The 25,792-nt window shown below is 57.7% G+C and carries 16 protein-coding genes; 8 read left to right on the plus strand and 8 right to left on the minus strand.

Annotation, left to right across the window (positions count from 1 at the left end; all coding sequences use genetic code 11):
- Nucleotides 1–1,506, plus strand: a complete 1,506-nt coding sequence (locus tag ACAW74_RS25090) for an amidase (RefSeq protein ID WP_370701010.1) — start codon at nucleotides 1–3, stop codon at nucleotides 1,504–1,506.
- A 17-nt stretch (nucleotides 1,507–1,523) separates the two neighbouring features.
- Here ACAW74_RS25090 and ACAW74_RS25095 read toward each other — a convergent pair whose 3' ends face one another.
- The 4 genes from ACAW74_RS25095 to ACAW74_RS25110 form a co-directional block, all read right to left on the minus strand.
- Nucleotides 1,524–2,693 carry a glycoside hydrolase family 26 protein gene (locus ACAW74_RS25095; RefSeq protein WP_370701011.1) on the minus strand — a complete coding sequence of 390 codons (1,170 nt, stop codon included), beginning with the start codon at nucleotides 2,691–2,693 and terminating at the stop codon, nucleotides 1,524–1,526.
- Nucleotides 2,694–2,731: 38 nt separating this feature from the next.
- Nucleotides 2,732–4,681, minus strand: a complete 1,950-nt coding sequence (locus tag ACAW74_RS25100; protein WP_370701012.1) for a sialate O-acetylesterase — start codon at nucleotides 4,679–4,681, stop codon at nucleotides 2,732–2,734.
- Between the two features lie 63 nt (nucleotides 4,682–4,744).
- Nucleotides 4,745–6,568 carry a glycoside hydrolase family 9 protein gene (locus tag ACAW74_RS25105; protein ID WP_370701013.1) on the minus strand — a complete coding sequence of 608 codons (1,824 nt, stop codon included), beginning with the start codon at nucleotides 6,566–6,568 and terminating at the stop codon, nucleotides 4,745–4,747.
- A gap of 47 nt (nucleotides 6,569–6,615) precedes the next feature.
- On the minus strand, nucleotides 6,616–7,398 hold the full coding sequence (locus tag ACAW74_RS25110; protein ID WP_370701014.1) for an NIPSNAP family protein: 783 nt from the start codon (nucleotides 7,396–7,398) through the stop codon (nucleotides 6,616–6,618).
- Between the two features lie 487 nt (nucleotides 7,399–7,885).
- Here ACAW74_RS25110 and ACAW74_RS25115 point away from each other — a divergent pair, with 487 nt between their 5' ends.
- The 7 genes from ACAW74_RS25115 (at nucleotide 7,886) to ACAW74_RS25145 (ending at nucleotide 18,283) form a co-directional block, all read left to right on the plus strand.
- Nucleotides 7,886–9,007: a redoxin domain-containing protein gene (locus ACAW74_RS25115; RefSeq protein WP_370701015.1), complete on the plus strand. Its 1,122-nt coding sequence runs from the start codon at nucleotides 7,886–7,888 to the stop codon at nucleotides 9,005–9,007.
- A gap of 252 nt (nucleotides 9,008–9,259) precedes the next feature.
- Nucleotides 9,260–9,790: an RNA polymerase sigma-70 factor gene (locus tag ACAW74_RS25120; RefSeq protein ID WP_370701016.1), complete on the plus strand. Its 531-nt coding sequence runs from the start codon at nucleotides 9,260–9,262 to the stop codon at nucleotides 9,788–9,790.
- A gap of 74 nt (nucleotides 9,791–9,864) precedes the next feature.
- The gene (locus ACAW74_RS25125; protein WP_370701017.1) at nucleotides 9,865–10,893 is read left to right on the plus strand and encodes a FecR family protein; all 1,029 of its coding nucleotides are present in this window, start codon (nucleotides 9,865–9,867) and stop codon (nucleotides 10,891–10,893) included.
- 241 nt (nucleotides 10,894–11,134) lie between these two features.
- Nucleotides 11,135–14,623, plus strand: a complete 3,489-nt coding sequence (locus tag ACAW74_RS25130; protein WP_370701018.1) for a TonB-dependent receptor — start codon at nucleotides 11,135–11,137, stop codon at nucleotides 14,621–14,623.
- Nucleotides 14,624–14,634: 11 nt separating this feature from the next.
- A complete protein-coding gene (locus ACAW74_RS25135) occupies nucleotides 14,635–16,038 on the plus strand; it encodes a RagB/SusD family nutrient uptake outer membrane protein (protein ID WP_370701019.1) in 1,404 nt (467 codons plus the stop codon).
- 29 nt (nucleotides 16,039–16,067) lie between these two features.
- Nucleotides 16,068–16,973: a glycerophosphodiester phosphodiesterase family protein gene (locus ACAW74_RS25140; RefSeq protein WP_370701020.1), complete on the plus strand. Its 906-nt coding sequence runs from the start codon at nucleotides 16,068–16,070 to the stop codon at nucleotides 16,971–16,973.
- Nucleotides 16,973–18,283, plus strand: a complete 1,311-nt coding sequence (locus ACAW74_RS25145) for a ComEC/Rec2 family competence protein (protein WP_370701021.1) — start codon at nucleotides 16,973–16,975, stop codon at nucleotides 18,281–18,283. The genes ACAW74_RS25140 and ACAW74_RS25145 overlap by 1 nt, the downstream gene beginning before the upstream one ends.
- A gap of 76 nt (nucleotides 18,284–18,359) precedes the next feature.
- Here ACAW74_RS25145 and ACAW74_RS25150 read toward each other — a convergent pair whose 3' ends face one another.
- The 4 genes from ACAW74_RS25150 to ACAW74_RS25165 all read right to left on the minus strand — a co-directional run bounded on the left by ACAW74_RS25150 (nucleotide 18,360) and on the right by ACAW74_RS25165 (nucleotide 25,785).
- On the minus strand, nucleotides 18,360–19,223 hold the full coding sequence (locus ACAW74_RS25150) for a sugar phosphate isomerase/epimerase family protein (protein ID WP_370701023.1): 864 nt from the start codon (nucleotides 19,221–19,223) through the stop codon (nucleotides 18,360–18,362).
- A 13-nt stretch (nucleotides 19,224–19,236) separates the two neighbouring features.
- Nucleotides 19,237–20,571, minus strand: a complete 1,335-nt coding sequence (locus ACAW74_RS25155) for a Gfo/Idh/MocA family protein (protein ID WP_370701024.1) — start codon at nucleotides 20,569–20,571, stop codon at nucleotides 19,237–19,239.
- A gap of 200 nt (nucleotides 20,572–20,771) precedes the next feature.
- A complete protein-coding gene (locus ACAW74_RS25160; protein WP_370701025.1) occupies nucleotides 20,772–22,394 on the minus strand; it encodes a RagB/SusD family nutrient uptake outer membrane protein in 1,623 nt (540 codons plus the stop codon).
- A gap of 22 nt (nucleotides 22,395–22,416) precedes the next feature.
- On the minus strand, nucleotides 22,417–25,785 hold the full coding sequence (locus tag ACAW74_RS25165; protein ID WP_370701026.1) for a TonB-dependent receptor: 3,369 nt from the start codon (nucleotides 25,783–25,785) through the stop codon (nucleotides 22,417–22,419).
- Nucleotides 25,786–25,792 lie beyond the last annotated feature (7 nt).

A 25,792-nucleotide genomic window follows, 5' to 3' on the forward strand; every position in this document is an offset into this window, starting at 1 on the left:
ATGACTCCATCCGAATACACGCAACACGACGCTCTGGCGCTGGCCGATTTGGTGCAGCGGGGCGAGGCCACGCCCATCGAGTTACTCGATATGGCCATCGCACAGGCTGAGCGCGTTAACCCCACGCTGAACGCCATCGTGACGCCTTTGTATGAGCAGGGGCGCCGGATGCTCGACCAACTGCCCGACGAAGGGCCGCTGCGGGGCGTACCGTTTCTGCTGAAAGATCTGGAACTGGAATGGTCGGGTACGCCCCTGAAAATGGGCTGCAAGGCATACGCCGGGTACGTATCATCGCACGACAGCTACAGCGTATCGCGCTATAAACAGGCTGGGCTGGTGTTTTTCGGGAAAACGAATACGCCTGAGTTTGGCCTCACGCCCTACACCGAATCGGCGCTGTATGGCCCGGCCCGTAACCCCTGGAAGCCCACGCACTCGCCGGGGGGGAGCAGTGGTGGCTCGGCAGCGGCCGTGGCGGCGGGTATCGTGCCGGCTGCAACGGCGTCAGACGGGGGCGGGAGCATCCGTATTCCGGCCTCGTGTTGCGGGCTGTTTGGCCTGATGCCGTCGCGCGGCAGGGCTAGCATGGGGCCCGGTTTCGGTGAGCTATGGCAGGGCTGTGTGCGGAGTCACGTGGTGAGCCGCACGGTGCGCGACAGTGCCGCCTTGCTGGACGTGATTGCTGGCCCGGCGGCTGGCGATCCTTATGCGTTTGACAGGCCCGCCGATTCGTTTCTGAGTCAGGTGGGGCGTGAACCGGGTGAGTCGGCCTCTCGAAAGCTCCGAATCGCTATGACGACGCAGCACCCGTTTCCGGGGCAACGTACCCACGACGAGTGCATCCGGGCGGTGCAGCATACCGCTAAATTGCTGGAGAGTCTGGGTTATGCCGTCGACGAAATTGCCCTGCCGTATGACCACACCGCCCTGAGCGAACTGTTTCTGACGATGGTGATTGGCGAAACGGGCGCGACCCTGCGTGAACTGGCTGATTACCTCAAACGCCCCACCCGCCGCGACGACGTTGAGCTGAATACCTGGGCGTTGGCCCGGCTGGCCGAGGGCTATTCGGCGGCCGATTTTGCCTACCAGACCCACCGCTGGAATGCGCTTAGCCGGGTCATGGGCAAGCTCCACGAAACCTACGACCTGCTGCTGACGCCCGTGATGGCGCGCCCTCCCATCACGATTGGCGAATTACAAAATAGCGCCTCCGAAACGCAGTTGCTCAAGATGGTTGATAAAGTGGGTGGGCTGCGGTTCATGAAAGGCAGCCGGCAGATCGACCAACTGGCCGAAAAATCGTTTGGCTACATCCCGTTTACACCCATCGCCAACATGACCGGCCAACCGTCGATGTCGGTGCCGCTTTACTGGACGGCCGATGGCTTGCCCATTGGGTCTATGTTCACCGCGGCGCTGGGCAACGAGGCACTGCTGTTCCGCGTGGCGGGGCAGCTGGAACAGGCACAACCCTGGGTCGGCAACATGCCTTCGTTGTAAGGAGCCTGCCTTCGTTGCTAAAAGAACAGCAGTCGTTTGCGCCGGTAGAGCTTGGGCAGGTCGGTTTCAAAGAGGGTGTATGGGTCCTGATAAAACCGCATAAAATCGGGAACGCTCGCCTGGCCGGGGTAGGGGGCGTAGTAGTGCGTTGGGCTGCGCGTATCATTACGCCACACCAGCACGTAGGCTAGTTTCAGCTTCTCGGCTTTCAGCGATTTCAGCAGCGTGTTAGTCCACCAGGTTGTGTCGGGGATGGATTCCAGCCCGGTTTCGGTGAAGGCAGCCAGTTTGCCGTTTTTCGCGGCGAAATCAGCCATGATTTTGAGCTTGGCAATGCCCGCCGATACGTTGTAACGCCCATTTCGGCCAAAATCGGCGTAGTTGTCGACCCCCACCACATCGACCCATTCGTTGCCGGGGTAACGGTCGGTATAGTCGGCTTCGGATTTGTAGAGGCAGTCGGGCGAAAACGTATAGATGAAGTTGTGCACCTGTAGGCTGTCGCGCAGGTACGTTACCGTGAAGCGCCAGAGGCTCGTGAACTCGTCGCGCGAGCAATGCGGCTTGCCCCACCAGAACCAGCCGCCGTCCAGCTCGTGATACGGCCTGAACAGCATCGGCACCAGCTTACCATCACTACCTTTGGTCGTGTTGGCCAGATCGGCTACCGTTCGGAGAATGGCTTTGTACTGCGCGTGGTGCGAGCCGCCCGGCACCAGATTGGCTACCGCCGGGGCCGACACCGAGTCGGTCCAGTAAAAGCCCGTTCGGGGCGTTACCGGGTTGGAAAAATGCCAGGCCACGGTGGTCACGCCACCCCGGTCGTAGGTGTCGGCAATCTGCCGCCGCAACTCCGCTTTCGTTTTCTCGATGGCTGCCGCCGGTCGCCCCGACAAGCCACTGAAGTCGACCCCAATCACGGCGGGGTGCGACCCGCTCACCGATTTGACGTCGGAGCGGTTGGCGTCGCCCGTCCAGCCGTGGCCGTATTCGGTGGCGTGCTGATGCCCAAACAGAACGTGTTTCCGCGACAGCTTGTCGAGGTTGTGGTACAGCGCTTTGGTTTCTTTCGTGGCGTGGACGTCGATCAGTTTCGGCCGGGGCCCGGCAATGGTTGAAGAGCTTGTAACAACCCCCGTTACCAGACTAAAGGCTAAAATGGATGAAAAGAAGACATTGGAAAACATAACGAGTTGATAACGGTGAGTAAGTGAGTGAAGCCCTGCTATTCGAAGCGGGTTTTCAGCGTGACGCCGGGCCAGTCGTCGGTACGGAACGGATTGGCAGGCAGGCCGTCGGTGCTGAACAGGTTGGCTTCGTCGGGTGAGTCAGACCAGGCGTAGCGCACTGATACCGGTTTGGCGACCTTCGGGTGCGATACCACCACCGTGTTGCCGCTGATCGTCGCCTGTGCGTAGTAAAACACTTTGTCGTCGCCCGCAATTTCAAAGCCTTTGAGGTAGCCGTATTTGTCGTGCGCCGTCAGGCCAACGTCGGCATGCCTGAAACACACAATGGCTTTGTTTCCGTCAACCGTCATCTTGTCGTACATCGGCGAGCTGTAATTCACATTCTGCCCGTAGTCGAGTTTGAGGGCGTTCAGCGCCAGCCGGTGGCCCACATCCTGCTTGTTGGTCGGGTGAATGTCTTTGGGGTTACCGATGTCGGTGATCACGGCCATGCCGGTTTTGGGCAGGCCGAGGGTCATGGTCTGGGCTTCGCGCAGTTCGGCCCAGCCACTCCCCTGATTGCTGCTCTGGCTAGGCCCATAGCTCGACAGTTGAGCGAAATAGAACGACATGGTCTGCCCGAATTTCTGCCGCCAGTCGTTGATGAGCAGCGGAAACGACTGCCGGTACTGATACGACCGCCCGGCATTGGTTTCGCCCTGATACCACAGCACCCCGCGCATGGCCATCGGCTCCAGCGGCGCGATCATGGCGTTGTACAGGCTGATGGCCACGTTGTTCATGAACCGCTTGTACTCGTGTTTTTCGGCGAAAGCGGGCATAATCAGCCAGTCGCTACCGAGACTGATGCGCTGCAACCCGTCTTCCACGTAGAGGTCGGTGGCCGAGCCTTTCAGCCCCGGTCCATACCAGTTGGGATTCACCATGTTGCCCAGCTTCAGCACAATCCGGTTTTGGCCCGCTTGCCAGGTGTTGGCCGGAATGGTGAATTTCCGGACGCCCTGCATCGTGCCTTCGGCGACGAGTTTGCCGTTGATATACAGCTGATTCGGGCTGTCGTTTTCGGCCAGCGCCAGTGTGGTCTGCGTGCCGACCATTTCGTCGGGAATGTCGACGATCCGGGCCATGTACCCGCGCCCGGTGAACCCGCGCATGTCTTTCCATTCCCACTGCCCGATGGGGTCGGTTTTTCGCCAGCCCGCAAAGGTATAGTCGGGCTTGAGGTAATTGGCTTCGTCGGCGGGGGTAAGGTTCACCGGCACCTGTAGCTGCTTGCGAAGTTTCAGGTCGACGATACTATCGGCAGCGGGCCAGTTGGTAGGCAGGTTTTGTACGGTGGGCCGCAGCTCGTCGTTGCTCAACATGCCTTCTTTGCTGATCCAGCCCTCGACCTGCGACCCGCCCCACGACGAGTGCATCAGCCCGATGGGTACGTTCAGTTTCTTGGCCAGTTCGCGGGCAAAAAAGAACCCAACGGCCGTAAAGTCGCCCACCGTTTCCGACGATGCCACCTTCCACTCGCCTGTTTTCAGGTCGGTTTGCGGAGTCAGCGCCAGTTCATGCTCCACCCGAAAATGCCGGATAGTCGGGAAATTGGCGTTCTTCTTTTCCGCCGCGAAATTGTTGGCTTGCCGTACTGGCCATTCCATGTTAGACTGTCCCGAGCAGAGCCATACTTCGCCAATCAGCACGTCGGTCGCCTGCGCACTGCCCGATTTGGCCGTAGCGACCAGCGTATGCGGCCCACCTGCTTCGAGGGGCGTAAACCGCACCAGCCATTTGCCGTTGGCATCGGCTTTGGCTTGCTGCGTCTGCCCCGCCAGCGTCACTTTCACGGCCTCGCGGGGTTTGGCCCAGCCCCAGACTGGAATGGGCTGTTGCCGTTGCAAAACCACATGATCGGAGAAGATGCGGGCCATACGTACCTGACCGTAGGTGGTCAGGTTAACCAGCAGGAGCACGAAACAGATAAAACGAGTTTTCATGGGTGAAAGGAGGAATTGATCAACGATAAGCGGGAGTGTCTGGCTCAACAGTGCCCGCTCAGGCTATGGTTGCGCCGGAATGGGCGTGGCTTTTTGCTGAAGGGCTTCGACGGCGGCGGCCAGATACACCAGCGGCGCATTCCAGTTGATGGCAATTTCGTTGGAGGCATACGAGCCGTCAGCGTCCAGGAAAACCTCGTCGGGCACAGTGGTGGTGTAACCTGGGCATTTGTCCTGCCGGGCGGCGTTGGCGTTGGTCCCTCCCGATAGCAGACCCGGCACGGGTGCGTCGATACCGTCGGCGACCGACGGGCGGTGATGCGGGTGCATGGGCGTTTTGTGGCCAAAGCCCGTCACGAACGAGTAGCCCACGGCATTGCGGCCCAGCAAATAGTCGAGATTGGCCAGAGCGGCGTTCAGGTACGTGGCGTCGTTGGTGAGCCGGTAGGCCTGAATGAGCGCAATCCCCTGATTAGCGGCCACGGCGCTGCTACCCCAGATGTAGTCGCTCGCTACCTTACCCATCGGCGTCTGGAAGGCGTGTTTCGCCACATCCTGCCGCAGGCCGTCGGCCAGTTGGAGAATCTGGGCTTTCACCTTCGGCAGATCCTGCTGACCGCGAGCCGTCAGTTGGTTGCTCAGGCGGGCAAGCGAATAATAAGCCAACGGACGTACCTGCGCCCACGATGGGAGTTGTGTTTTGGTATCGGGGAAAAGGTCGACAGTGGTGTAATAGGCCTCGTCTTTGGTGGTCAGGTAAAGCTCCGCTGCGGCCCAGATCCACTCGTCGCTGGCACTGCGGTCGCCATAAGCTCCCGTGGTCACGTCGGGGTCGAAAGCGCGGTTCATCGCTTCCTGATCGTAGAGCGCGTTGGGGTTCTGTTTGGCCCACTGCCAGGCTTTGGTGGCTGCCGCCAGGCACGAATCGGCCAAGCCCGGCAGCTCGCGGTTGTAGGGCTTGAGCACCCGGTTGGCCTGCGCCATTACGGCCGCAAAATCGAGTGTTGCCGTGATCGTTTTCTGAATGGCGTAACGATCGCTCGTCCGATCGGGCGAGCCAGCTTTGTCGGGCATCACCATCCCGTCGAACTTGGGGTTCGTCAGCTTGTGGTACACGCCACCGTCGGCGGGGTCCTGCATGGTGAGCATCCAGCGCAGGTTCCAGAGCGACTCGTCGAGCAGGTCGGGCAGGCGGTTGCTGCTTTCGGGAATGTTGGTGTTGAGCGTGCGGCAGAAGTCAGGGAAGTCTTCGCAGAGAGACAGCAACGTACCCATCGTGATGCCCGAATTGACAATGTACTTGTTGTAATCACCGGCGTCGTACCAGCCGCGCGGTGAAGCCATCGTGCTACCGGCCGGGCGCGTGGCCGTAGCCGCCGAAGGATGAATCAGCACATGATCGTCGGGGTGCCCGGCGGGGCGGTGCCACTGTCCGGCGAAGCGTTCGGGCAGGTCGGTGCTCATGCGCTGATAATAAAACCCTTTCAGGGCCCCCACGGCGACCGGACGGTGCACGTTGGCGGCAATCGAAAAGGGGTAGGAGCGCCCCAGACCAGGTACGTTCACAACATAGGTGCCTGCTTTCTTAAAGGCCGAAAAGTCGGCCGTGCGCGCCAGTTTGCCCGAAATGGCATTTTTGCGGGCCTCACTCAACGTACCTGAGAAAACCACCTGCTTGCCGTCGGGCGTGGTTACCTGAAACGGTTGAGCCCCCGAGCCGTCGGCGTCTGACCCGGCTACGATAATGGCGACCTTAGCCGCGTTGGGATAGAACCCGATCTGATTGAGCCGAATCGATTCAGAAACGGACTGAGCCTGGGTTTGGGCCACGAAAAAGAGACCGCCCAACAGGCAGCGAAGGCGCAGGGCCGAGAGTGTCAGGTGCATGAGCCAGCCTGGATTAAAAAGAGAGGAAGGTAAGTTGAGGGATGCCGTTAGATCTGCGACGAGGCCGCCGGTTCCAGAAAAACCCGGTGGATATACGACACCGTATTGGCGTATTCGGGCGCGGTCGAAACGCGCTTCCAGTCAGGATCGGCGCTGAACTGTTTCCAGTTGGCGTCGCGTTCGGCCATGTCTTTGAACGTGAGCATGTAGGTGAGGCAAGGCATGTGCTCGCCGGCTACCACTTCGCCAAAAAAGACCGGGTGCAGGCCCGTCTTGTTGAAAACCTTGATTTCCTCGTCGTTGAACATCTTCACCTTCCGCCGCACGGCATCTTCCGAGTAGCCTTCGTAGGTACGTAGTTCAAACAGCCGACCTTCGGCCTTGGGTACCGTCAGCGTGGGCAGGCCGTCGAAGGCGTTGAGCAGCGTAGTCGTGTAGCGCACAAACGGGGCCTTTTCGGGCGCGAGGGCGTCGTATTTGGCTTTCACCTGCCCGTAAATGGTGTCGGCGGCGAGCTTGGTGGCAGCCATGCCGTAGTCTTCCCACGACCCGTAGGGAATGAGCACATACGTTTTGGCCGGTTCGGGCTTACCCATCTCCGTGAAGACGCCCACGTTTTTCACCCCCATCCGGTTCAGGGCCGGAATCAGCCCCTCGGTGAGGTAACTGTTGAGGCCCGCCTGCGAGAGGTTGAAGCGAAATTCATAGACCCGGAGTTCATAGACCTGTTTGCGGGCCGGGGCTATCGGGGCGGTCAACGGGTTCGCCTGAGCGGTGGTCAGGGCGGCGGAAGCGGCCAATGAGGCCGTTACAAATTGTCTGCGTTTCATGTGCGTTTAAGGGCAAGGGCTGTCTGAGGCGTTGGACAAATGAAGCCATCCCGGCTCTGAACAGTGCTTACCTAGTACAAACCAAAATCACCGCCCTACCTAACGCCCGTGTGGTAATATAGGCGTAAGCTCCGTCGAGCCGATGGCGGATTGTAGTGGCGTTACGGTGAATGTCGTTCGATTGAATAGTGATCAAATAGAATTATTGATAGCAAAATTAGGATTGCTACGGGCCTTCAGTGCTACCGGAAACCCCAATGCTCCATAATTCAGGGAAAACCCTAAGGTACCCGGCCGCGGCCTGCCTGGCGGACGTGTAAAAACCATGCTCGGGCGGCCTGATGTGCCCACTTGGTTAGTTAGACACCAGTTGGGTCTTAGGTGACTTTCTGACTAAAAAATTGCCAAAACAGATGGTCTGGCTGTCTGTAACCGTTATTATTACGTCAAATCAAGCCTGATAACGATTGTGAAAAACCTGGTTTCTATGGCCTGCGCACTCCTGCCACTGGCGGGGTTGGCCCAAAGTGGTACCTACACGCTCACCGGCAAGGTAGGTACGTACAGCGCGCCCGCGAAAGCGTACCTGCGAACGGTTTCGGGCGGAACCGTCAATCTGGACTCGTCGGCCATGACAAACGGTGCCTTTTCGTTTAAAGGCAACATAGCCGACCCAACCAAGGCGATGCTGATCATCGACCACCGGGGCGTGGGCATGCGCCGGTTAAGCGCCGCCAATGGCGTAGCGGTGTACCTGGAGCCGGGGACCATCGCCGTCAATAGCCCCGACTCGGCGCTGCATGCCGTGGTGACCGGGACGAAACTAAATGCCGATAATGAAAAGCTGAAGGCGGTGCTGAAACCCACCACCGACCGGATGGCAGCCCTGATGCAGGAGTATCAGAAAGCGACCGCCGAACAGCGCAAATCGACCGAGTTTACCGAATCGATCGAAAAGCGGTACAACGCCATCGAAGGGGAGCAGAAAAAAATCTGGGCCGACTTCATCAAAGCCAATCCGCGCAGCCTGGTTAGTCTCGACGCCGTGAAAGCGTCGGGTGGCAGTGTGCCCGAATACACCGACGTGGCCCCGCTTTTCGCAGACCTTTCCGACGAACTCAGGAACAGCAAGGCTGGTAAAGAATATGCCACCGTGCTGACCAACCTCAAAGCCACCTCGATCGGCGAAGTAGCCCCCGAGTTCACGCAGGCCGACACGCTGGGGCAGGCCGTATCGCTGAAGTCGTTCCGGGGTAAATACGTGCTGGTCGATTTCTGGGCGAGCTGGTGCGGCCCCTGCCGGCAGGAAAACCCCAACGTGGTGAAGAATTTCAACCAGTTTAAAGACAAAAACTTCACCGTACTCGGCGTATCGCTCGACCGCCCCAACGCCAAAGAAGCCTGGATGCGCGCCATCCACAAAGACGGGCTGACCTGGACGCAGGTATCGGACCTGAAATACTGGGACAACGACGTGGCTAAACTCTACGGCGTGCGGGCCATCCCGCAGAATTTTCTGATCGGCCCGGACGGCAAGATTCTGGCGAAGAACATCCGGGGCGAAGAGCTGGGTAAAAAACTCGGCGAATTGCTGGTGGCCAAACCATAAGCAACGTACCCAACAACGTACCTGGCTGGCCCTGGGTACGTTCCGCAACGTAAAACCGCCGCGTCCCTGAGTGGGGCGCGGCGGTTTTACGTTGATGGCTTTTAGAGTAGGTGCCTGTGGGCCGAACGCGGCGCAAGCTGATTAACATCGGTAGCGGCACCCTATATCGCTGCCCGACGCCATAACGATTCCGTAATATCCGTGCCGAAAGAATTATAGTACTTTTGCGCAGTTAGAAAGACCAGTACTAACGTGGGTAACAGTAGGGAGCATAGTTGGTTTCAGCAGGTATATACTGACTTCTTTCCGAAAGTCTATGCCTTTGCCTATCGGCATACCCGAGATGCTGAACAGGCCGAAGACCTGGCCCACGATGTCTTTCTGAAATTCTGGCAAAATCGGGCGAGTTTCTCCGAAGTCATCCCGACGGATGCCCAGTTGCTTACGATGGCGCGTCAACTGCTCATCAACCGGTACAAACGGGACATCGTCCGGCAGCGCGTTTATGCCAACTGGCAACAACAAACCCCGGAAACCACTGCCGTCGACGATACGGAACACCTGCTGCAAACCGAAGAGCTAACCAGTCGCCTACAGGCCGCATTGGAAAACTTACCGCCCAAACGGCGCGAAATCTTCGAAAAAAGCCGATTCGAGCACCTGTCTTATGCCGAGATCGCCCAGCAACTCGGGATCTCGCCCGCTACCGTCGAAAGCCAGATGGTGAAGGCTCTCAAGACGTTACGGGAGAAACTCGCCGTAATTTTTCTATTATTTCTCTGATTTTAACAATTTCTTAAAACTCCGCGTCAAGGTAGGCGCGGAGTTGTTTGTATTGGTCTGTAGAAACGCGACTGATGATTACGCCCGAACAACTTGCCAAACTGCGGGAAGGCCGCTGCACACCCGACGAACTGGCCCACTGGCAGACCTACTTCCAGCAGGACGATTTGTCGGCGTTGACTGAGCGACTGACCGACGACTGGCAGCAAGCCGTACCAAGGCCACCGGCAGAAACCGCGCCCGCCCAGCAGCGTGTCTGGCTACGCTTGCAGGGTGAACTGGAGGCCGAAGAAACGCCTATACGCACCTTGCCGAGCAGACCGGTTCGCCCGGTTTGGCAATGGGCCGTGGCGGCGTCGGTGGCGCTGCTATTGCTGGCAGGCAGTGGCTGGCTGGTCTGGAACCAGCGTTGGGGCTCCGAGGCAGTAGGGGATGTAGCTACCCGCCCCGAACAGCCCAAATGGCTACTTACGACCAATACCACCAACGCTGTACAACGGTTGACGCTGGCAGATGGCAGTGTGGTGTCGTTGCAGCCGAAAAGTCAGTTGCGCTACACGGCGGTCTTTTCGGGATCGCTTCGGACGGTTCAGCTGGCGGGCGAAGCGTTTTTTTCGGTCACGCCCGACAAGGCGCACCCGTTTGTGGTGCAAACGCCGTCGGTGTTGGTGCGGGTATTGGGCACGAGCTTTAACGTGCGCGCCTTTGCCCGGCAGAAAACGGCCGAGGTGGCCGTCAGAACGGGGCGGGTCTCGGTGTCGCCGGCCAGCGGGAAAACCGGGCTGGTGCTGGCCCCCAACGAGCAGGCCACCCTCACCGTGGCAAACGGGCAACTGGCCCGAACGCTGGTGCCGCAGCCGGTGGTGGTTAACCCCAAAGCCATTGTCAATCAGTTTGTATTTGCCGATACGCCCGTTGCCGATGTGTTTGGTGAGTTGGAGCGCGCCTATGGCGTAACCATCCAGTACGATGCGCAGCGGTTAGCCAGCCGCACGCTGACCGCCAAACTGACCGATCAGCCCCTGTTTACGAAACTCGACATGATTTGCGCCAGTATCGGCGCCACGTATCGGGTGAACGAAACCACCATTGTTATTGAATAAACTACTGATCAATTTCCCCGGAAACCAACCCTCAACCCAACCGCCGCTGTATGATCCATCGCCGCTAAACGAACAACGTACTTACTAAAAAAGCCATTGACGCTGGTCCCGTCAATGGCTTTGGAATCGCCCGCTTTTGGCGGGAAAGCCCCTCGTCGAAGGTCTCGAAACGCCCGTTTTGCGGGTGAAGGGACTTGCTTTTGCCCAACTTTTCTCAGGAGTGAACAAAACAGTCAAAATTATGCAATTCAACCGACGCTACCACGCGCTGCTGTGGACGGTCATGAAATTTACCGGTTATCAACTCATTCTGATGGCTCTGCTGGTTGGCATGGCGCAGGCCCTGCCCGTATCGGCGCAGGAATTGCTCAAGCGGCCCGTTACGCTGATGGTTGACAAACAACCGCTCGAACAGGTGCTGACAACGATCGAAAAAAGCGCCGATGTCCGCTTCGTGTACAGCCCGCAGGTCATTCAGGCTAAACAACGGGTATCGATCCAGGCCCGTAACAAACCACTGGCCGCTGTGCTTGAATACATGTTCCGGCAAACCAACATTGTCTGGGACGTGCTGGGTGGGCAGATCATCCTTAAGCCTGCTAGTGAAAATGCACCCTCAAAAAACGTAACCCTGCTCGACGATGCCGTTCCTGCTGACGTTGCCGTGCGAACGGTAACGGGCACGGTGGTGGATGCCGTCAGTCAGGAGCCTATGCCGGGCGTGAGTGTGTTGCTCAACGGGTCGGCGCGCGGCACTACCACCGACGGGAAGGGCCAGTTTGCGCTGGGCGTGCCCGATGGCCCCGTTACGCTGACCTTCTCATTTATCGGCTATCTATCGCAGGAAGTACCCGTAGCTGCGGGGCAGACAGCCGTAACGATGGCCCTCAGATCCGATCAGAAACTGCTCAGCGACGTCGTGGTGATTGGCTACGGTGCCCAGTCGAAAGCCAAGGTAACGGGCGTGATTTCGCAGGTAAAAGGGCAGGAACTGAATCGCTACAGCGGGAGTAGTTTCGCCCAGCAATTGGCCGGAAAAGCGGCTGGGGTGGTCATTAACGATGCTTCGGCACAGCCAGGGTCGAATCCGCAGATTGTGATTCGCGGTATCGGGACATTAACCGCCGGTCGTAATCCGCTGATTGTGGTCGATGGATTCCCGCTATCGGAAGGGTCTTCGTTTAACTCGATCAATCCGCAGGACATCGAAACAATGGACATCCTGAAAGACCCGTCATCGGCGGCCATTTACGGCTCACGGGCGGCCAACGGCGTGGTGATTATCACGACAAAAAAGGGCAAAGCCGACAAAATGAGCGTATCGTTTGATGTGTATTCGGGTATCCAGCAACGGGCCGATAAGGTGGAATACGCCGATGCGTACCAGTCCGCTTTGTTTTTTACCGAAGCCCGCGACTGGGGATACGTATCGAAAAATCCGACGGGCCGTAGCATCACCGACGACCGGGCTACCCGCATTGCCAAAGGAGCCAGCCTGCGCGAACTTCGCCTGAATTACCTGCAACCCTGGCTCGATAATCAGCCCGGCCTGACCAATACAAACTGGCTGAACGAACTATTTCGGAATGGGCCGATGAGCAGCTACAACGTGGCGGTTTCGGGCGGCTCGGCCAAAACGAATTACTACGTATCGCTCAATTACTTCAATCAGCAGGGCATTGTGCTGAACAACGGCCTGAAACGATACAGCGGCACGATTAAGGTCGACTCCAAACTGTCGGATAAAGTCGATATGGGCGCGAGCATCAATCCGTCGTATAACTCGCAGGCGTTTTTTAATAACAACGGAAATCAGTCGTTCGACCCGATTGCGAACATGTACATTATGTACCCGATGTTTGCGCCCTACAATGCCGATGGATCGCTGGCTATCAGTCAGCAGATTAGTGCCAACACGCCCGAAGATGGCGCACTGGGTGAAAACGCGGTGGCCCTGGCGTTGAAGATCAAGAATCAGCGCGATTTCTTCCGCACCTTCGGCAATACGTACCTGGCCTTCCGGCCCATAGAGGGGCTGACCGTCAAGACATTACTGGGTGGTGATATCGTTAGCAACTACTTCGATTTCTACAATCCATCGGATGTGGGCGGCTATCGGATCACGGCCCCCAAACCGGCCGTAGCCACCGAATCCCGCGATTTTAACGCCAGTTATCTATCGGAAAACACCGTTACCTACAACCGCCAAATCAACGATCATAGCCTCGACCTGCTGGCGGGTTTTACGTTTCAGAAAGAAACCGGCTCGGGCACTACGGTAACCGGCTCCGGCATTGCTGACAACAACATCACGAACATCGGCGGGGCCAGTGCGTTTACGGCTTCAGCGTCGCGCTACGCCTGGACCCAGGTGTCGTATCTGGCACGGGCTCAGTACTCGTACCTGAACAGATACCTGTTTACCGCTACCATTCGGCGGGATGGGTCGTCGCGCTTTGGCGATGATCGGAAATGGGGTAATTTTCCATCCGTTACCGGTGGCTGGATCATCAGCAACGAATCGTTTTTCCCCAAAACGAACCTCATCACGTTTGCCAAAATTCGTGGAAGCTGGGGCCAGTCGGGCAATAATCAGATAGGCTACTACGGCTCCAAGGCACTGGTCAATGCCGATAGCTACGTATATGGTAACTCACTGGCGTCGGGCTTTGCGGCTACCACCACACCCAACCCAAACCTGTCGTGGGAGGTTAAAACGTCCACCAACGTCGGGTTGAATCTGGGGCTGGGCAACCGGTTTACGGTAGCCGCCGATTACTATTCATCCATTACCAAAGACCTGCTGCTGGACGTACCTGTGCCGGAACAATCGGGTTTCAGTTCGTCTATTCAGAACATCGGCCGCATCCAGAATAGTGGGTTTGAACTTGAAATCAGTGGGAACACGATCAACCTGGGGGCCGTACAATGGGGGTTCAGTGGAAACATTGCCACCAACTCCAACAAGGTCCTGGCGCTGGCACCCGGTCAGAGTCAGATCATTACGGGCGGATCGAGCAACTTCCTGACGCGCGTGGGCGGCTCCATTGCCGAAATGTATGGCTACAACGTAACGGGCGTATTCAAAACGCAGGAGCAATTGACCAACACGCCTAAACTGGCAGGTACGTTGCTGGGCGATTATGTGGTGGAAGACCTGAACGGCGATGGCGTTATCGACCTCAACGACCGCAAAACGTTTGGCACCTTCAACCCGAAATTCACCTACGGCTTCTCCAGCAATTTCAATTACAAGGGCCTTGAACTCAGTTTTTCGTTCGTCGGTATTCAGGGACGAAAAATCTGGGATACGCAGCTGTCGAATCAGGAAGAAGCAGGCGAAGGGTTTGGCGTCCCCAACAAGTATTACTTTGAGAACCGCTACCACCCCATCGACAACCCCGATGGTTTTCTGGCGCAGCCTAACCTGGGTAATTTCTCGGCCGCCCGTCGTCTGACTCGTGCGTCGAACCTGTTCTTCAAAGATGGTGATTATCTGCGGTTACGGAACCTGCAATTGGCCTATAACCTGCCCAAAACATGGCTTTCGGCCGTAAAACTCTCGAACGCGCGGGTGTACGTAACGGCCAATAACCTGGTAACCGTCACCAAGTTTCGGGGCTTCAACCCCGATGCCACCTCGCCCGATAACGTACTGACCAACGGGCTGTCGCAGGCGAACTACCCCGTTGCCAAGTCATTTATCATCGGCGCTAACGTAACCTTTTAAGCGTATCACACATGAAAAAGATAGTATCAATTTGCCTATGGCTGGGCGGTTTGCTCGGCATGGCATCCTGCGATAAGGAGTTGTTTCAGAGCCCTCTTACGTCGAAAGAACTCAGCAATTTTCTTCAGAACGAAATTGAAGTTGAAGAATACGTGAATGCCACGTATGCCAAACTTCAGGCGAATGGGCTGTATGGCCTGTACTTTCCGGCCTTTTCCGAAATCCAGTCTGATGTTACGTACGATGAAGTACCGGCCAACGACAACGGTACGTATGGGCAGATCGATCAGTTTGCCATTATTCCGGCCAACGAAATGGTAACAACGGTCTGGCGGGATTCGTACCGGGCCATTCAACGGGCCAACGTTGTGCTGAACCGGATCGATAAGGTTTCCTATGCGGTAGAGGCTACCAAGAAGGCCCGCGTCGGCGAGATGAAGTTTATCCGGGCACTGCTGTATTTCAACCTGGTTCGACTCTACGGCGACGTACCGCTGGTGACGCAGGAAACCGAAAACCCGAACGCGTACTTTGGGCAGGGGCGCACGCCGGTGGCGCAGGTGTATGACCAGATCAAAAAAGACCTGACCGACGCCATTGCTACGTTGCCAGAAACTACCACACTACCCGGAAAAGTGGTCAAAACGGCTGCTCAAACCTTGTTGGCGAAGGTGCATCTGACGCAGAAAAACTACGCCGAAGCCCGCACGTTGCTTCAGGCGGTGGTAGCGTCCGGCAAACACGCGCTGCAGCCCAACCCCGCTGATGTGTTCAGCATCGCGAATGAAAACAACAAGGAGATAATCTTCGCGGTCCAGTTTGCATCGAACGTAAACGGCAACACCGAGGGCAGCACCATGTTTCAGCAAAATGCGCCATCAGGCACGGTGTCGGGCGCGAAAGGCCATAACCTGCCCACGAAAAGTTTGTACGCCCTGTTTACCGCTGCCGACAAACGCCGAGGTACGTTCATCACGGCTACAGCGACGGGGATTCCGTGGAGCCGTAAACTGGCCCAGCCAACCGTAATTACCGACGGCGGTAGCGACGTAGTGGTACTTCGCTACGCCGACGCCCTGCTGATGCTGGCCGAAGCGGAAAACGAATTAGGGAACACCACCGCAGCCGCTACCAACCTGAACCTGATTCGGACGCGGGCGGGTTTGGCAAACACCACGGCTACGTCGCAGGTCGATATGCGGGCGGCTATTGACCTCGAACGTCAGCTAGAGCTGGTTGGCGAAGGCCATCGCTGGTTCGATTTGCTACGGACCGGCACGGCCATTTCGGTCATGAATGCCTGGTTCAAAGCGAATAATATCCTGATTACCATCTCGGCCAAAGACCTGCTGATGCCCATTCCGCAAAGCCAGATCGACACGGACCCAGCCATCAAACAAAACCCTGGCTACTGATGAAGCGAACTCCTTCCAGCACACCATGTATGCGTCGATTCCTGCTCTTACTTACTTCGGTACTCATTACCAGCCTGGCGTGGGCGCAATCGGAACCTGTAGAGGCCATCATTCGCGAGTTGCACAACCCTGCCAGCAAACAGGTGCTGGTAGTAGCACACCGGGGCGACTGGCGGGGTGCCCCGGAAAACTCCCTGATGTGTATCGAAAAAGCAATACAAATGGGTGTCGACATCGTTGAAATCGACCTCAAAAAAACCAAAGACGGCGTACTGATTCTGATGCACGACGCAACGATTGACCGAACCACGTCGGGCCACGGCAAACCGGAGGAGTATACCTGGGATGAAATCCAGAAACTAACGCTGAAAAACGAGCACGGTGGCCCGACCCGGCAGCGGATTCCGACCTTCGAGGCCTGTATGCGGCTGGCTAAAGGCCGGGTCATGATCAACATCGATAAAGGCTACGATTACTACAAAGATGCCTACGCGATATTGGAAAAAACGGGCACGGTGGATCACGCGATTATCAAATCGAGCAAATCATACGACGAGGCTAAAGCCGAAAATGGCGACCTGCTCGGCGGTAAACTCGCGTATATGCCCATCGTGCACCTGGACCGACCGGATGCCAACGCCAAAATCAGCACCTACGAGGAGAAAATGAAACCCGTAGCCTACGAGCTTCTTTTCCAGACCGATAGTGCGTTAGAACGGTCGCTTTACAAAACCATTCCGCCAGCGGGTTCACGAATCTGGTTCAACAGCCTGTGGGCCGATCAGAACGGCGGTCATGACGACGAACTCAGCCAGGAAGAAGGCAACCCTGAAGCGGGCTGGGGTTGGCTCCTTGCCCACGGCGCAACCATGATTCAGACAGACCGCCCCAAAGAGTTGCTGGAATACCTTCGGGCCAGGGGGCTGCACCGGTAATGAACACGCCGTTAGTCGTAACGTACCCACGCATCTCCATGAAAATCAAGCTGGTTGTCTTTACACTTCTTTGCTACGTTCAGCAGGCTCAGGCCCAAACCAGCCCCGCTGATACGTCGTTACGGTGGCAGGCAGGCTATCTGGACATTCACCACATCAACACGGGCCGGGGCAACAGTACCTTCTTCATTTTCCCCGATGGCACAACGATGCTGCTGGACGCCGGTGACCTGAATGCGACCCCATTTTTGCGAAAAAATGCCCCGTTGAAAGTAGCACCAGCCCGCCCCAACGACAGCCAAACGGCCGGGCAGTGGATTATCGACTACGTCAAACAAACCATGCCCGCCGGTCGGTCGCCCCAACTGGATTACCTCGTGGTGTCGCACTTCCACGCCGATCACTACGGCGACCTCACCGAGCGTAACAAGCCCGAATCGGGGCGGTCGTTTCAGCGAACGGGTATTACGGAAGTCGGTGATGTATTGCCCGTAAAAACCATCATCGACCGGGGGTATCCGGCCTATGCGTTTCCGGTCGATTTGCGTAACTACTACAACGAAGAAGGCAGTACGTTCCTGAACTACGTAGCGTTTGTGGATGCCAAAGTGAAGCAGGGAGCCAAAGCCGAGATGCTGAAGGCGGGGAGCCGTCAGCAGATTGTGCTACGGCAGCAACCGGCAACGTACCCAGCTTTCCGGGTGCAGAATGTGAAAGTGAACGGCACCATCTGGACGGGCAAAGGCAGCGAAACGTTTGCCCATTTCACCGCCGATTCGGTACTGAACAAGCAGGGTAAATTCAACGAGAACCCGCTCTGTATGGCCTTCACGTTCAGCTATGGCCCGTTCGATTATTTTACCGGAGCCGACAACACCGGTTTGCGTGGCTACGGCATGCCCCACTGGTTCGACACCGAAACGCCTATGGCCAAAGCCGTTGGTCCCGTGGATGTGATGACGCTGAACCACCACGGCAACCGCGACGCCAGCAACGAAACCTTCCTGAACACCCTGAACCCGACGGTAGCCGTTCAGCAGTCGTGGTGCTCCGATCAGCCGGGGCAGGAAGTCATGCATCGGCTGGGTACGTTGCCGAAGGGTCAGAAACGCGATGCCTTTGCGCTGCACCTGCTACCCGAAAGCAAAACGTACCTGGGTTTCTGGCTCAACCAGATTTACCGCAGCACCGAAGGGCACGTGCTGATCCGGGTGCTGCCCGGCGGCAGGCAGTATTGGGTTGGGGTGCTGGATGATACCAACCCGACGCTTACCGTAAAACGCTGGCATGGACCCTACATGTCCCGCTGAGCAGGTCTGGGTACGTTCTCACCGTAAACCGCCGCGCTCCGTTTCGATGGACGCGGCGGTTTTGGTTTTGAGTAGGTTAGCGGGCTAGTTGTCGCCAGTAGGCCAGGCTTTGCGGCACCTGCGTGGCGATGTTGGGGCTTTCGTCTTCGATGTAGAAATGCCGGACGCCCGCCTGCTGCGCTGCCTTGATGATGCCCGGCAATTGGGCCTGACCGGTGCCCAGCGCCACGTCGTTCTCGGTGGGCGTTCCGCCCGACAGATTGCCCACCACGCCTTTGCGCAGATCTTTCAGGTGCATGAGCGCAAACCGGTTGCCGTATTTGCGCAGCAACGCCACGGGGTCGTGGCCCGGAAAGATGGTCCAGAGAATGTCCAGCTCGAAGCTAACGTACCTGGGGTCGGTCTTTTGCACGATGTAGTCGAACAGGGTGCCTTCCGGGGCGGGGTGGAACTCGTAGCCGTGGTTGTGGTAGCAGAATGTAAGGTTGTACTGCTCCTTCAGCCGTTTGCCGATCTGGTTAAAATCGGCCACGGCTTTCTGCGCGGCGGCCAGATTGAACGGCGCTTCGTGCGGAATCCAGGCGACGCGTACATACTGCGCGCCCAGCGCTTTGGCATTGGCACCGACCTCATCGGTTTTCGTGAGGGCATCGGGGTAACTCACGCCAAACGACGAGCAGCGCATGCCGCGTTCGTCGAGCAATTGCCGAAGTTCGGCGGCCGTTTTGCCAAACAGGTTTGAGAATTCCATATCCGTGATGCCCAATGCCCGGATGGTGTCCAGCGTGGCTTCCACGTTGCGTTGGAAACTCTGCCGGTACGTGTACGACACCATGCCGGGTAGGTTCGGTAGCGGCGCTTTTTGCTGCGCTAGCAGCGGCGAGCCGAGGCAAACCAGCCCCAACCCGACAAGGAAGCGGGAAATAACTTGATTGATCATCGGATAGGGCGGTTTAGACTCTGACGTTCCAGCTTTTGTTGTACTCGCGTGACCACAGTTTCATGGCCTCTTTGTCGTTCAGGATGTGCCCGTTGGTGGGGTCGCACTGCAACACCCGGCCGACGCGGTAGGCAATGTTGCCCAGTTGAGGGAGCAACGTCGATTTATGCCCTTCGCTGATGGGTGCCTGCAATTTCGCCTCACCCCGGATGGTCTGCACAAAGTTTTGCAGGTGAAGGGCATCCAACTGTTCCAGCGGGCTTACGGTGTTGGTGGCATCGTAGGGCGTGCTGTCTTTGACCTCCTGCACCAGCTTGTTTTTCTGGTCGTAGATGCTGTAGCTGTTGGCACCGGGATACACCAGCGTGCCTTTTTCGCCATAAAACACCACGCCCCGGCCCGTGCCTTCGGCGTCGTAGCCGTTGCAGCTCCGCCCTTCCCACGACATGCCCGTATTGTTGGCGAAGTTGAACGTAATGGTCTGGGTATCGGGCGTTTCCCAGTCGTCGTTGAAGGCAAAGCGCCCGCCCGACGACACCACTTTAGTGGGGTAATCGACACCGAGGCCCCAGCGCATGACGTCCAGTTCGTGGGTGCCGTTGTTGAGTGCTTCGCCTGTGCCCCAATGCCAGAACCAGTGCCAGTTGTAATGGATCAAGTTGTCGCGGTAGGGGCGGGCGGGGGCGGGGCCCTGCCACAGATCGTAGTGGAGATGACCGGGTACGGGCACCTCCTTGCCTTTGCCGATGCTCGGTCGCCAGTTGGTATACCAGCCACGGGCAAAATACACCCGGCCAATCACGCCTTCGCGCAGTCGTTTGACGGCATCCTGCACGTTGGAAAACGACCGGCGCTGACTGCCCATCTGCACCAGCCGGTTGTATTTCTGGGCGGCTTCAACGGCCATTTCGCCCTCGTGCGGGTTGTGGCTGCACGGCTTCTCTACATATACGTGCTTGCCCGCCTGACAACCCATGATGGTAGCGGGGGCATGCCAGTGATCGGGCGCGGCTACCACCAGTGCGTCGAAGTCTTTCTTTTCGAGCAACTTACGAATGTCGGTGAAGCCCTGCGGCCGTTTGCCTGTCTGTTTTTCCAGACTGTCGAGGGTGCGGGCCAGCACTTTTTCGTCCACATCGCAGACGTACCCAATCTCGGTATGGGGCGTTCGGGCAAAGTTTTTGGCCAGAAACGCGCCCCGGCTGTTGGTGCCCATCATGGCCAGCACAACTTTTTCGTTGGGTGCCCCCTGGTAAAGCCCCCCTGCCGAGAGCGAGGGCGATAAAAGCAGGCTGGTGCCGGCGGCCGAAGCCGTTCGGATAAAATCACGACGATTGAGCGAAGTCATAGCGTTTGTGTTGGCTCCCAACGTACCCAGCGTCGGCAAAAGGCGCTCAGGTACGTTGGGAGGAGGTTAACGGAGTTAATTAAAATGGTTTACCATATTGGTTGTGCGCCTGTCGGGGACACCTAGTCAAAGGACTTTGCGTCAACAATGTACTATTGGTTATGGTGTTATTAGCCAGGCGTTTACCCGTAATCGCTCGATTAATAACCGGGGTTCTGAGCCACTTTGAACCCAAAGTTGGCGTCGATGAACGTCTGCGGGATGGGAAACAGCGCGTTCTTGTCCTGAATGGTGTTGACAGTGAGCGGAAAGCCGTTGTAACGCTTGGCGCGGTCGACCAGCTTGCCCATGCGGCTCAGCGTGAGGCGGCGTGGTTCTTCTATGATCAGCTCGCGCAGGCGTTCGTCGAGCAGGTAGTCGAGGTCGACGCGGTCGGTAGTGACGGGTTTGGCGTTGGCCCGACGGCGCACCACGTTGATATCGTCGGCGGCTTTCTGCTTGTCGTTTTTCAGCAGGTAGGCTTCGGCCCGCAGCAGGTACGTTTCGGCCAGCCGCATCATGGGCCAGTCGCTGAAGGTGCGGGTGTTGGTGGCCCCGGCCAGCGAGAGCCCTTCTATTTTCCGGAACGCCGGGTAGATGTGGTAGAGCGTGTCGAGGTACTGGTGCGGCTTAATGGGCTGCCCGAAGAACTTCGACGCGGGGTTGTTGTAATACCACTGCCGGCGGATGTTGTTGGGCGAGTTGCGCATGTCGTTGGCGTCTTCGCGCCAGATCGTGTGCAGCACGTGGTTGTTGGGCCGCATCCAGCTCACGCCCCGCCCGAGGCTATCGACGACCAGCCCACCGGGGGCATTATTGGGATCACGCGCATCGAAGTAACGCGCGCCCCAGGCCCGAAGCCAGGGTTTGGCAAAACCTGACGTGGGTGAGCCGCCCGGCGTCTGAAACTCGTACTGCATCACCCAGATATTTTCCAGATTCCCCGACGACCGGTTCTGGTTGCCATCTTTCCACAGATCGGAATAGACATCGCCCGGCTGGGTACGTGTGCTGCCGAAGCGGTTGGTCATCAGCTGGTTACGTCCCGACGAAATCACCGACGTAGCGGCGGTAATGGCTCGGTCGTAATCGCCCTGGCTAATAGCCACCTCGGTGAGCAGGTGGTCGGCGGCATCTTTGGTGATCCGGCCCTGGATGGTGGTGGTCAGGGGCAGGTTCTGCGAAGCAAACTCCAGATCGGCCCGGATGAAGGCCAGCACGTCTTTGCGGGGTGCACGCTGAAAATCGACCTTGGGTTCGGTAAAGACTTTATCAGCGATAGGTACGTCGCCGTACAGGTTCGTGAGCAGATTGAGCGTGTAGGCGCGGAAGAAACGGGCTTCGGCAATGACGGCGTTTTTCTGCGCGTCACTAGTCCAGGTTACCGTTGGGCGCTGGGCGTACTCGATGATCTGATTGGCGCGGGGCATCATGGTCAGGTAGCCCCAGTTCCAGAACCACGTCACCCCGAAGAAGGTGGGCGTCAACTGCGTGGCATAGTCACGCATGTGCGTATCGCGGGTGCCGATGGTGCCAATGTCGGTGCCGAAATAGAGCGACCACCAGCCGTCGGCGTTGTCGTTATTCTGGCCGAACAATTCGCGGAAGCCCTGATGCAGCCCCACAATGGCACTTTGAAAACCCGCATTATTGACCAGCGTGACATCGGGCGATAGAAAGGATAGGGGCTTTTCGTTGAGGACCGCCTCATCGCAGCCCTGTGTCAGGAGCAGACCGCTGACGAGCAGCGCGCCGGTGACCAGTTTTTTGACGATATACTTCATAGGAACGTGTCAGACGAAACGGTTAGAAACTGAAAGAGAGACCACCCGAAAGCGTGCGGGGCGTGGGGAAGATCGAAGAGCGAGTGTTATAGCCCGTTTCGGGGTCCACGCCGTTCCAGTTGGTGAGCGTGTAGAGGTTACGCCCGCTGACAAACACCCGCAGTGACGCCATCTTGAGCTTGTTCAGCACAGGCTTGGGTACGTCGTATGACAGCGATACTTCCTGAAGGCGCACAAAATCGCGGCTTTCGATGAGGCCGGCGGCTGTGGCCAGCGGATTGGTGTACACCAGCGACGGCCGGGTGTTCGACATGTTGTCGGGTGTCCACCAGCCCAGATCCTGAAAGTTGGTGACGCGGCTGGGGAAGTTACCGGCGGTGGTCGTGCTGACACGTTCACTGGTGGCCGCAAGCGTATTGATGCCCTGCCAGCCCATCATCGAGTTGAGCATGACCATCAGGTTGAACGGTCCCCAACGCAGGTTGTTGGTGAAACTCCACCGGAAACGCGCGTCGCGGTTGCCGATCACGCTCCGGTCATTGGCGTCGATTTTACCATCCCCGTTCAGGTCTTTGACCCGCACGAAGCCCGCTCGTTGTCCGGTCGGTATCTGATCATTAGCCTGGTAAATCCCATCAAAGGTGTAGTCATAAAGCACCTGAATGGGCTGGCCCACAAACCACTGGTTACCAATGTCGTTGTCCTCAACGCCGTCGCCGTTGATGTCGCTGTTGTAGATGTGTACAATGCGGTTGCGGTTCGACGAAAACACGATGTTGCTGGTCCATTCAAGGCGGTCGCGTTTCAGGTTAAGCGTGTTGAGGCTTACCTCAAGACCCCGGTTGTTGGTGGCGCCTACGTTGGTCAGTACACTCGCAAAGCCCGTTGGCGTGGGTAACTGCCGGTTGAGCAGCAGGTCTTTGGTATCCATGTTGTACCACTCGATGGTGCCACCAATGCGCCCTTTCAGCAACTCGAAATCGACGGCGAGGTTGGTCGTGGTGGTCGTTTCCCAGCGTAGGTTGGGGTTGGCCATGTTGGCGGGAAAGAGCCCCACCGATGTAGTGCCGCCATCGCCGAAGACATACAGGCCCTGTCCCTGCCGCACCAGCGTGCTGTATGGCTCAATGGCCTGGTTACCCACCGAGCCATACGAGGCCCGAAGCTTCAGCAGATTAAACAGCGGAAACTGTTTCATGAACGACTCGTTGGACACGATCCAGCCCAGCGCCGCCGAGGGAAAAATGGCGAATTTGTTGTTCGCTCCGAATACCGAGTTTCCGTCGCGGCGGGTCGTGAACGTCAGCAGGTAGCGGTCTTTCAGGCGGTAGTTCAGGCGCGCCATCGACGAGATGGCGTCGACCTGTGAGGCCGTACTCGTGGTAGTCTGGATTTTGGCCAGGGCCAGGTTGTTCCAGCCGTTGGCATCGCTCGACCCGGTGAAATCGACGCCCGACCCCACCAGTGAGTTGGAATAGGCCTGATTGCGACCGTAGAGCAACGTCAGATCGAGGTTGTGATCCTGCCCGAATTGCCGCGAATAGGTGAGGATGTTTTCCAGCACCCAGTTGCGGTTAAAATCGGTACGGCGGTTGGCGCTGCCGGTCGAGTTGATGCCATTCCGCTGATAGACCGGGCTGAAGTTGTTCAGCTCATACCATCGATAGTTGGGCGAGTAATTAATCCGGTACGACAGGCCTTTGACAAACGGCACGTCGATGATCCCGAAGAAATTGGCGAACAGGTTGCGCTGTTTTTCCTCGTTCTGGTTGATGATCGCGTTGAACAGCACCGGCCCGGCCAGGTTGTCTTCTGTAGGGAAGGGGTTGGGGTCTGTTTTGGCTTCGTCGAGCCAGGGCGACACAAAGGGCGTAGTCCAGAACGCCGCGCCAAGATTCCCTTCCTGCCCCGATAGATCGCGCTCGGCGTATTGTGCGTTCACGCCCACTTTGATCCAGTCGGTGATCTGGTTTTCAACATTTACCCGCACGCTTGTACGGCTGGCGTTATCGTTGTAAATCAGGCCTTTGTCTTTGTTGATATTGGCCGACAAAAAATAATTGGTGCGGCTCGACCGGCCCGAAATGTTGAGGTCGTAATTCTGGATGCTGCCCGGCTGCGAGATCAGGTCCCAGGGGTCGATGACGTTGCCAGCCAGGTAGTTTTTCTTCTCGGTCGCATCCAGGTAATCGGCTACTTTGGTTGGGTCCGAGGCCAGACCGGCCTGCAAGCGGTAGTCGAGCACCTTTTGCAGGTAGCGCTCGGGCGAGAGCAGCTTGGGTTTGCGGCTCCAGCTCGACACGCCGTAGAAGGTCGAGAGGCGGATGGTTGGCTTTTCGGTCGTGCCTTTCTTGGACGAAATCAGAATGACCCCGTTGGCGGCGCGGGCTCCGTAAATGGCCGTTGCCGACGCATCTTTCAGCACCTCCATCGACTCGATATCGCCGGGGTTGATGTCGGACAGGGCACCTTCGAAGAAAATACCGTCCAGAATAATCAGCGGGTTGTTGCCGGCCGTGATGGAGCGTTGCCCACGAACCAAGATGTTGCCACCCTGCCCCGGCCGACCGTTGTCGGTAAACTGAACGCCCGCCACCCGGCCCCGCAGCGCCTGGGCAATATTGGTATTGGGCGTCGTTTCCAGCGAGCCAAGGTCGACTTTCGCCACCGAGCCCGTCACGACGCGCCTCGACTGCGTGCCGTAGCCCACGACCACCACTTCATCGAGCGATTTCTGGTCGGCCTTCAGCGATACATTGACGACCGACTGACTACCGATGGCGACTTCCTGCGGCAGGTACCCTACAAAGGAAAACACCAGCACGGGCGCGGCGGCATCATCGGGAATGGCGAGGCGGAACTTACCCGACACGTCGGTGGTGCTGCCCCGCTGCGTGCCTTTGAGCACCACGCTGACGCCGGGCAGGCCTTCGCCGGTTTCGTCGGTAACGGTGCCGGAGATACTCTTTTCGAGCGCCGCCAGCATGTCGTCGGTAGGGGCGGTGGGCGGTTCGGCCAGCCCCATGCTGTCGCCCCGGCGGAGCATAATCAGCCGTTGCACCACTTCGTAGTCGATTTGCAGGGGCTTCAGAATACGGGTTAGCACCGCGCCGAGCGATTCGTTGGTGGCCGAGATCGTCACCTTTCGGTTGGTTTTGATGAGGCGCGAACTGAAGACAAACCGGGCGTCGGTCTGTTGTTCGATCTGGTTCAGCACCGTTCGGACGTCGAGCGACTGCGCTTGCAGCGTAACCTTCTGGTCCAGAATAGCCTGTGCCTTTCCGTCGTGGGCAAAACTTGCGCCCACAAAGAGCAGCGCCAGCAGGAGTTGTGTACAGGTGATGTGCATAAGCTTACCCAATACAGATTTCCGTTGTACCCATTTTTTCATAGTTTTG

It is taken from the genome of Fibrella musci, assembly GCF_041321105.1.
Taxonomy (GTDB): domain Bacteria; phylum Bacteroidota; class Bacteroidia; order Cytophagales; family Spirosomataceae; genus Fibrella; species Fibrella musci.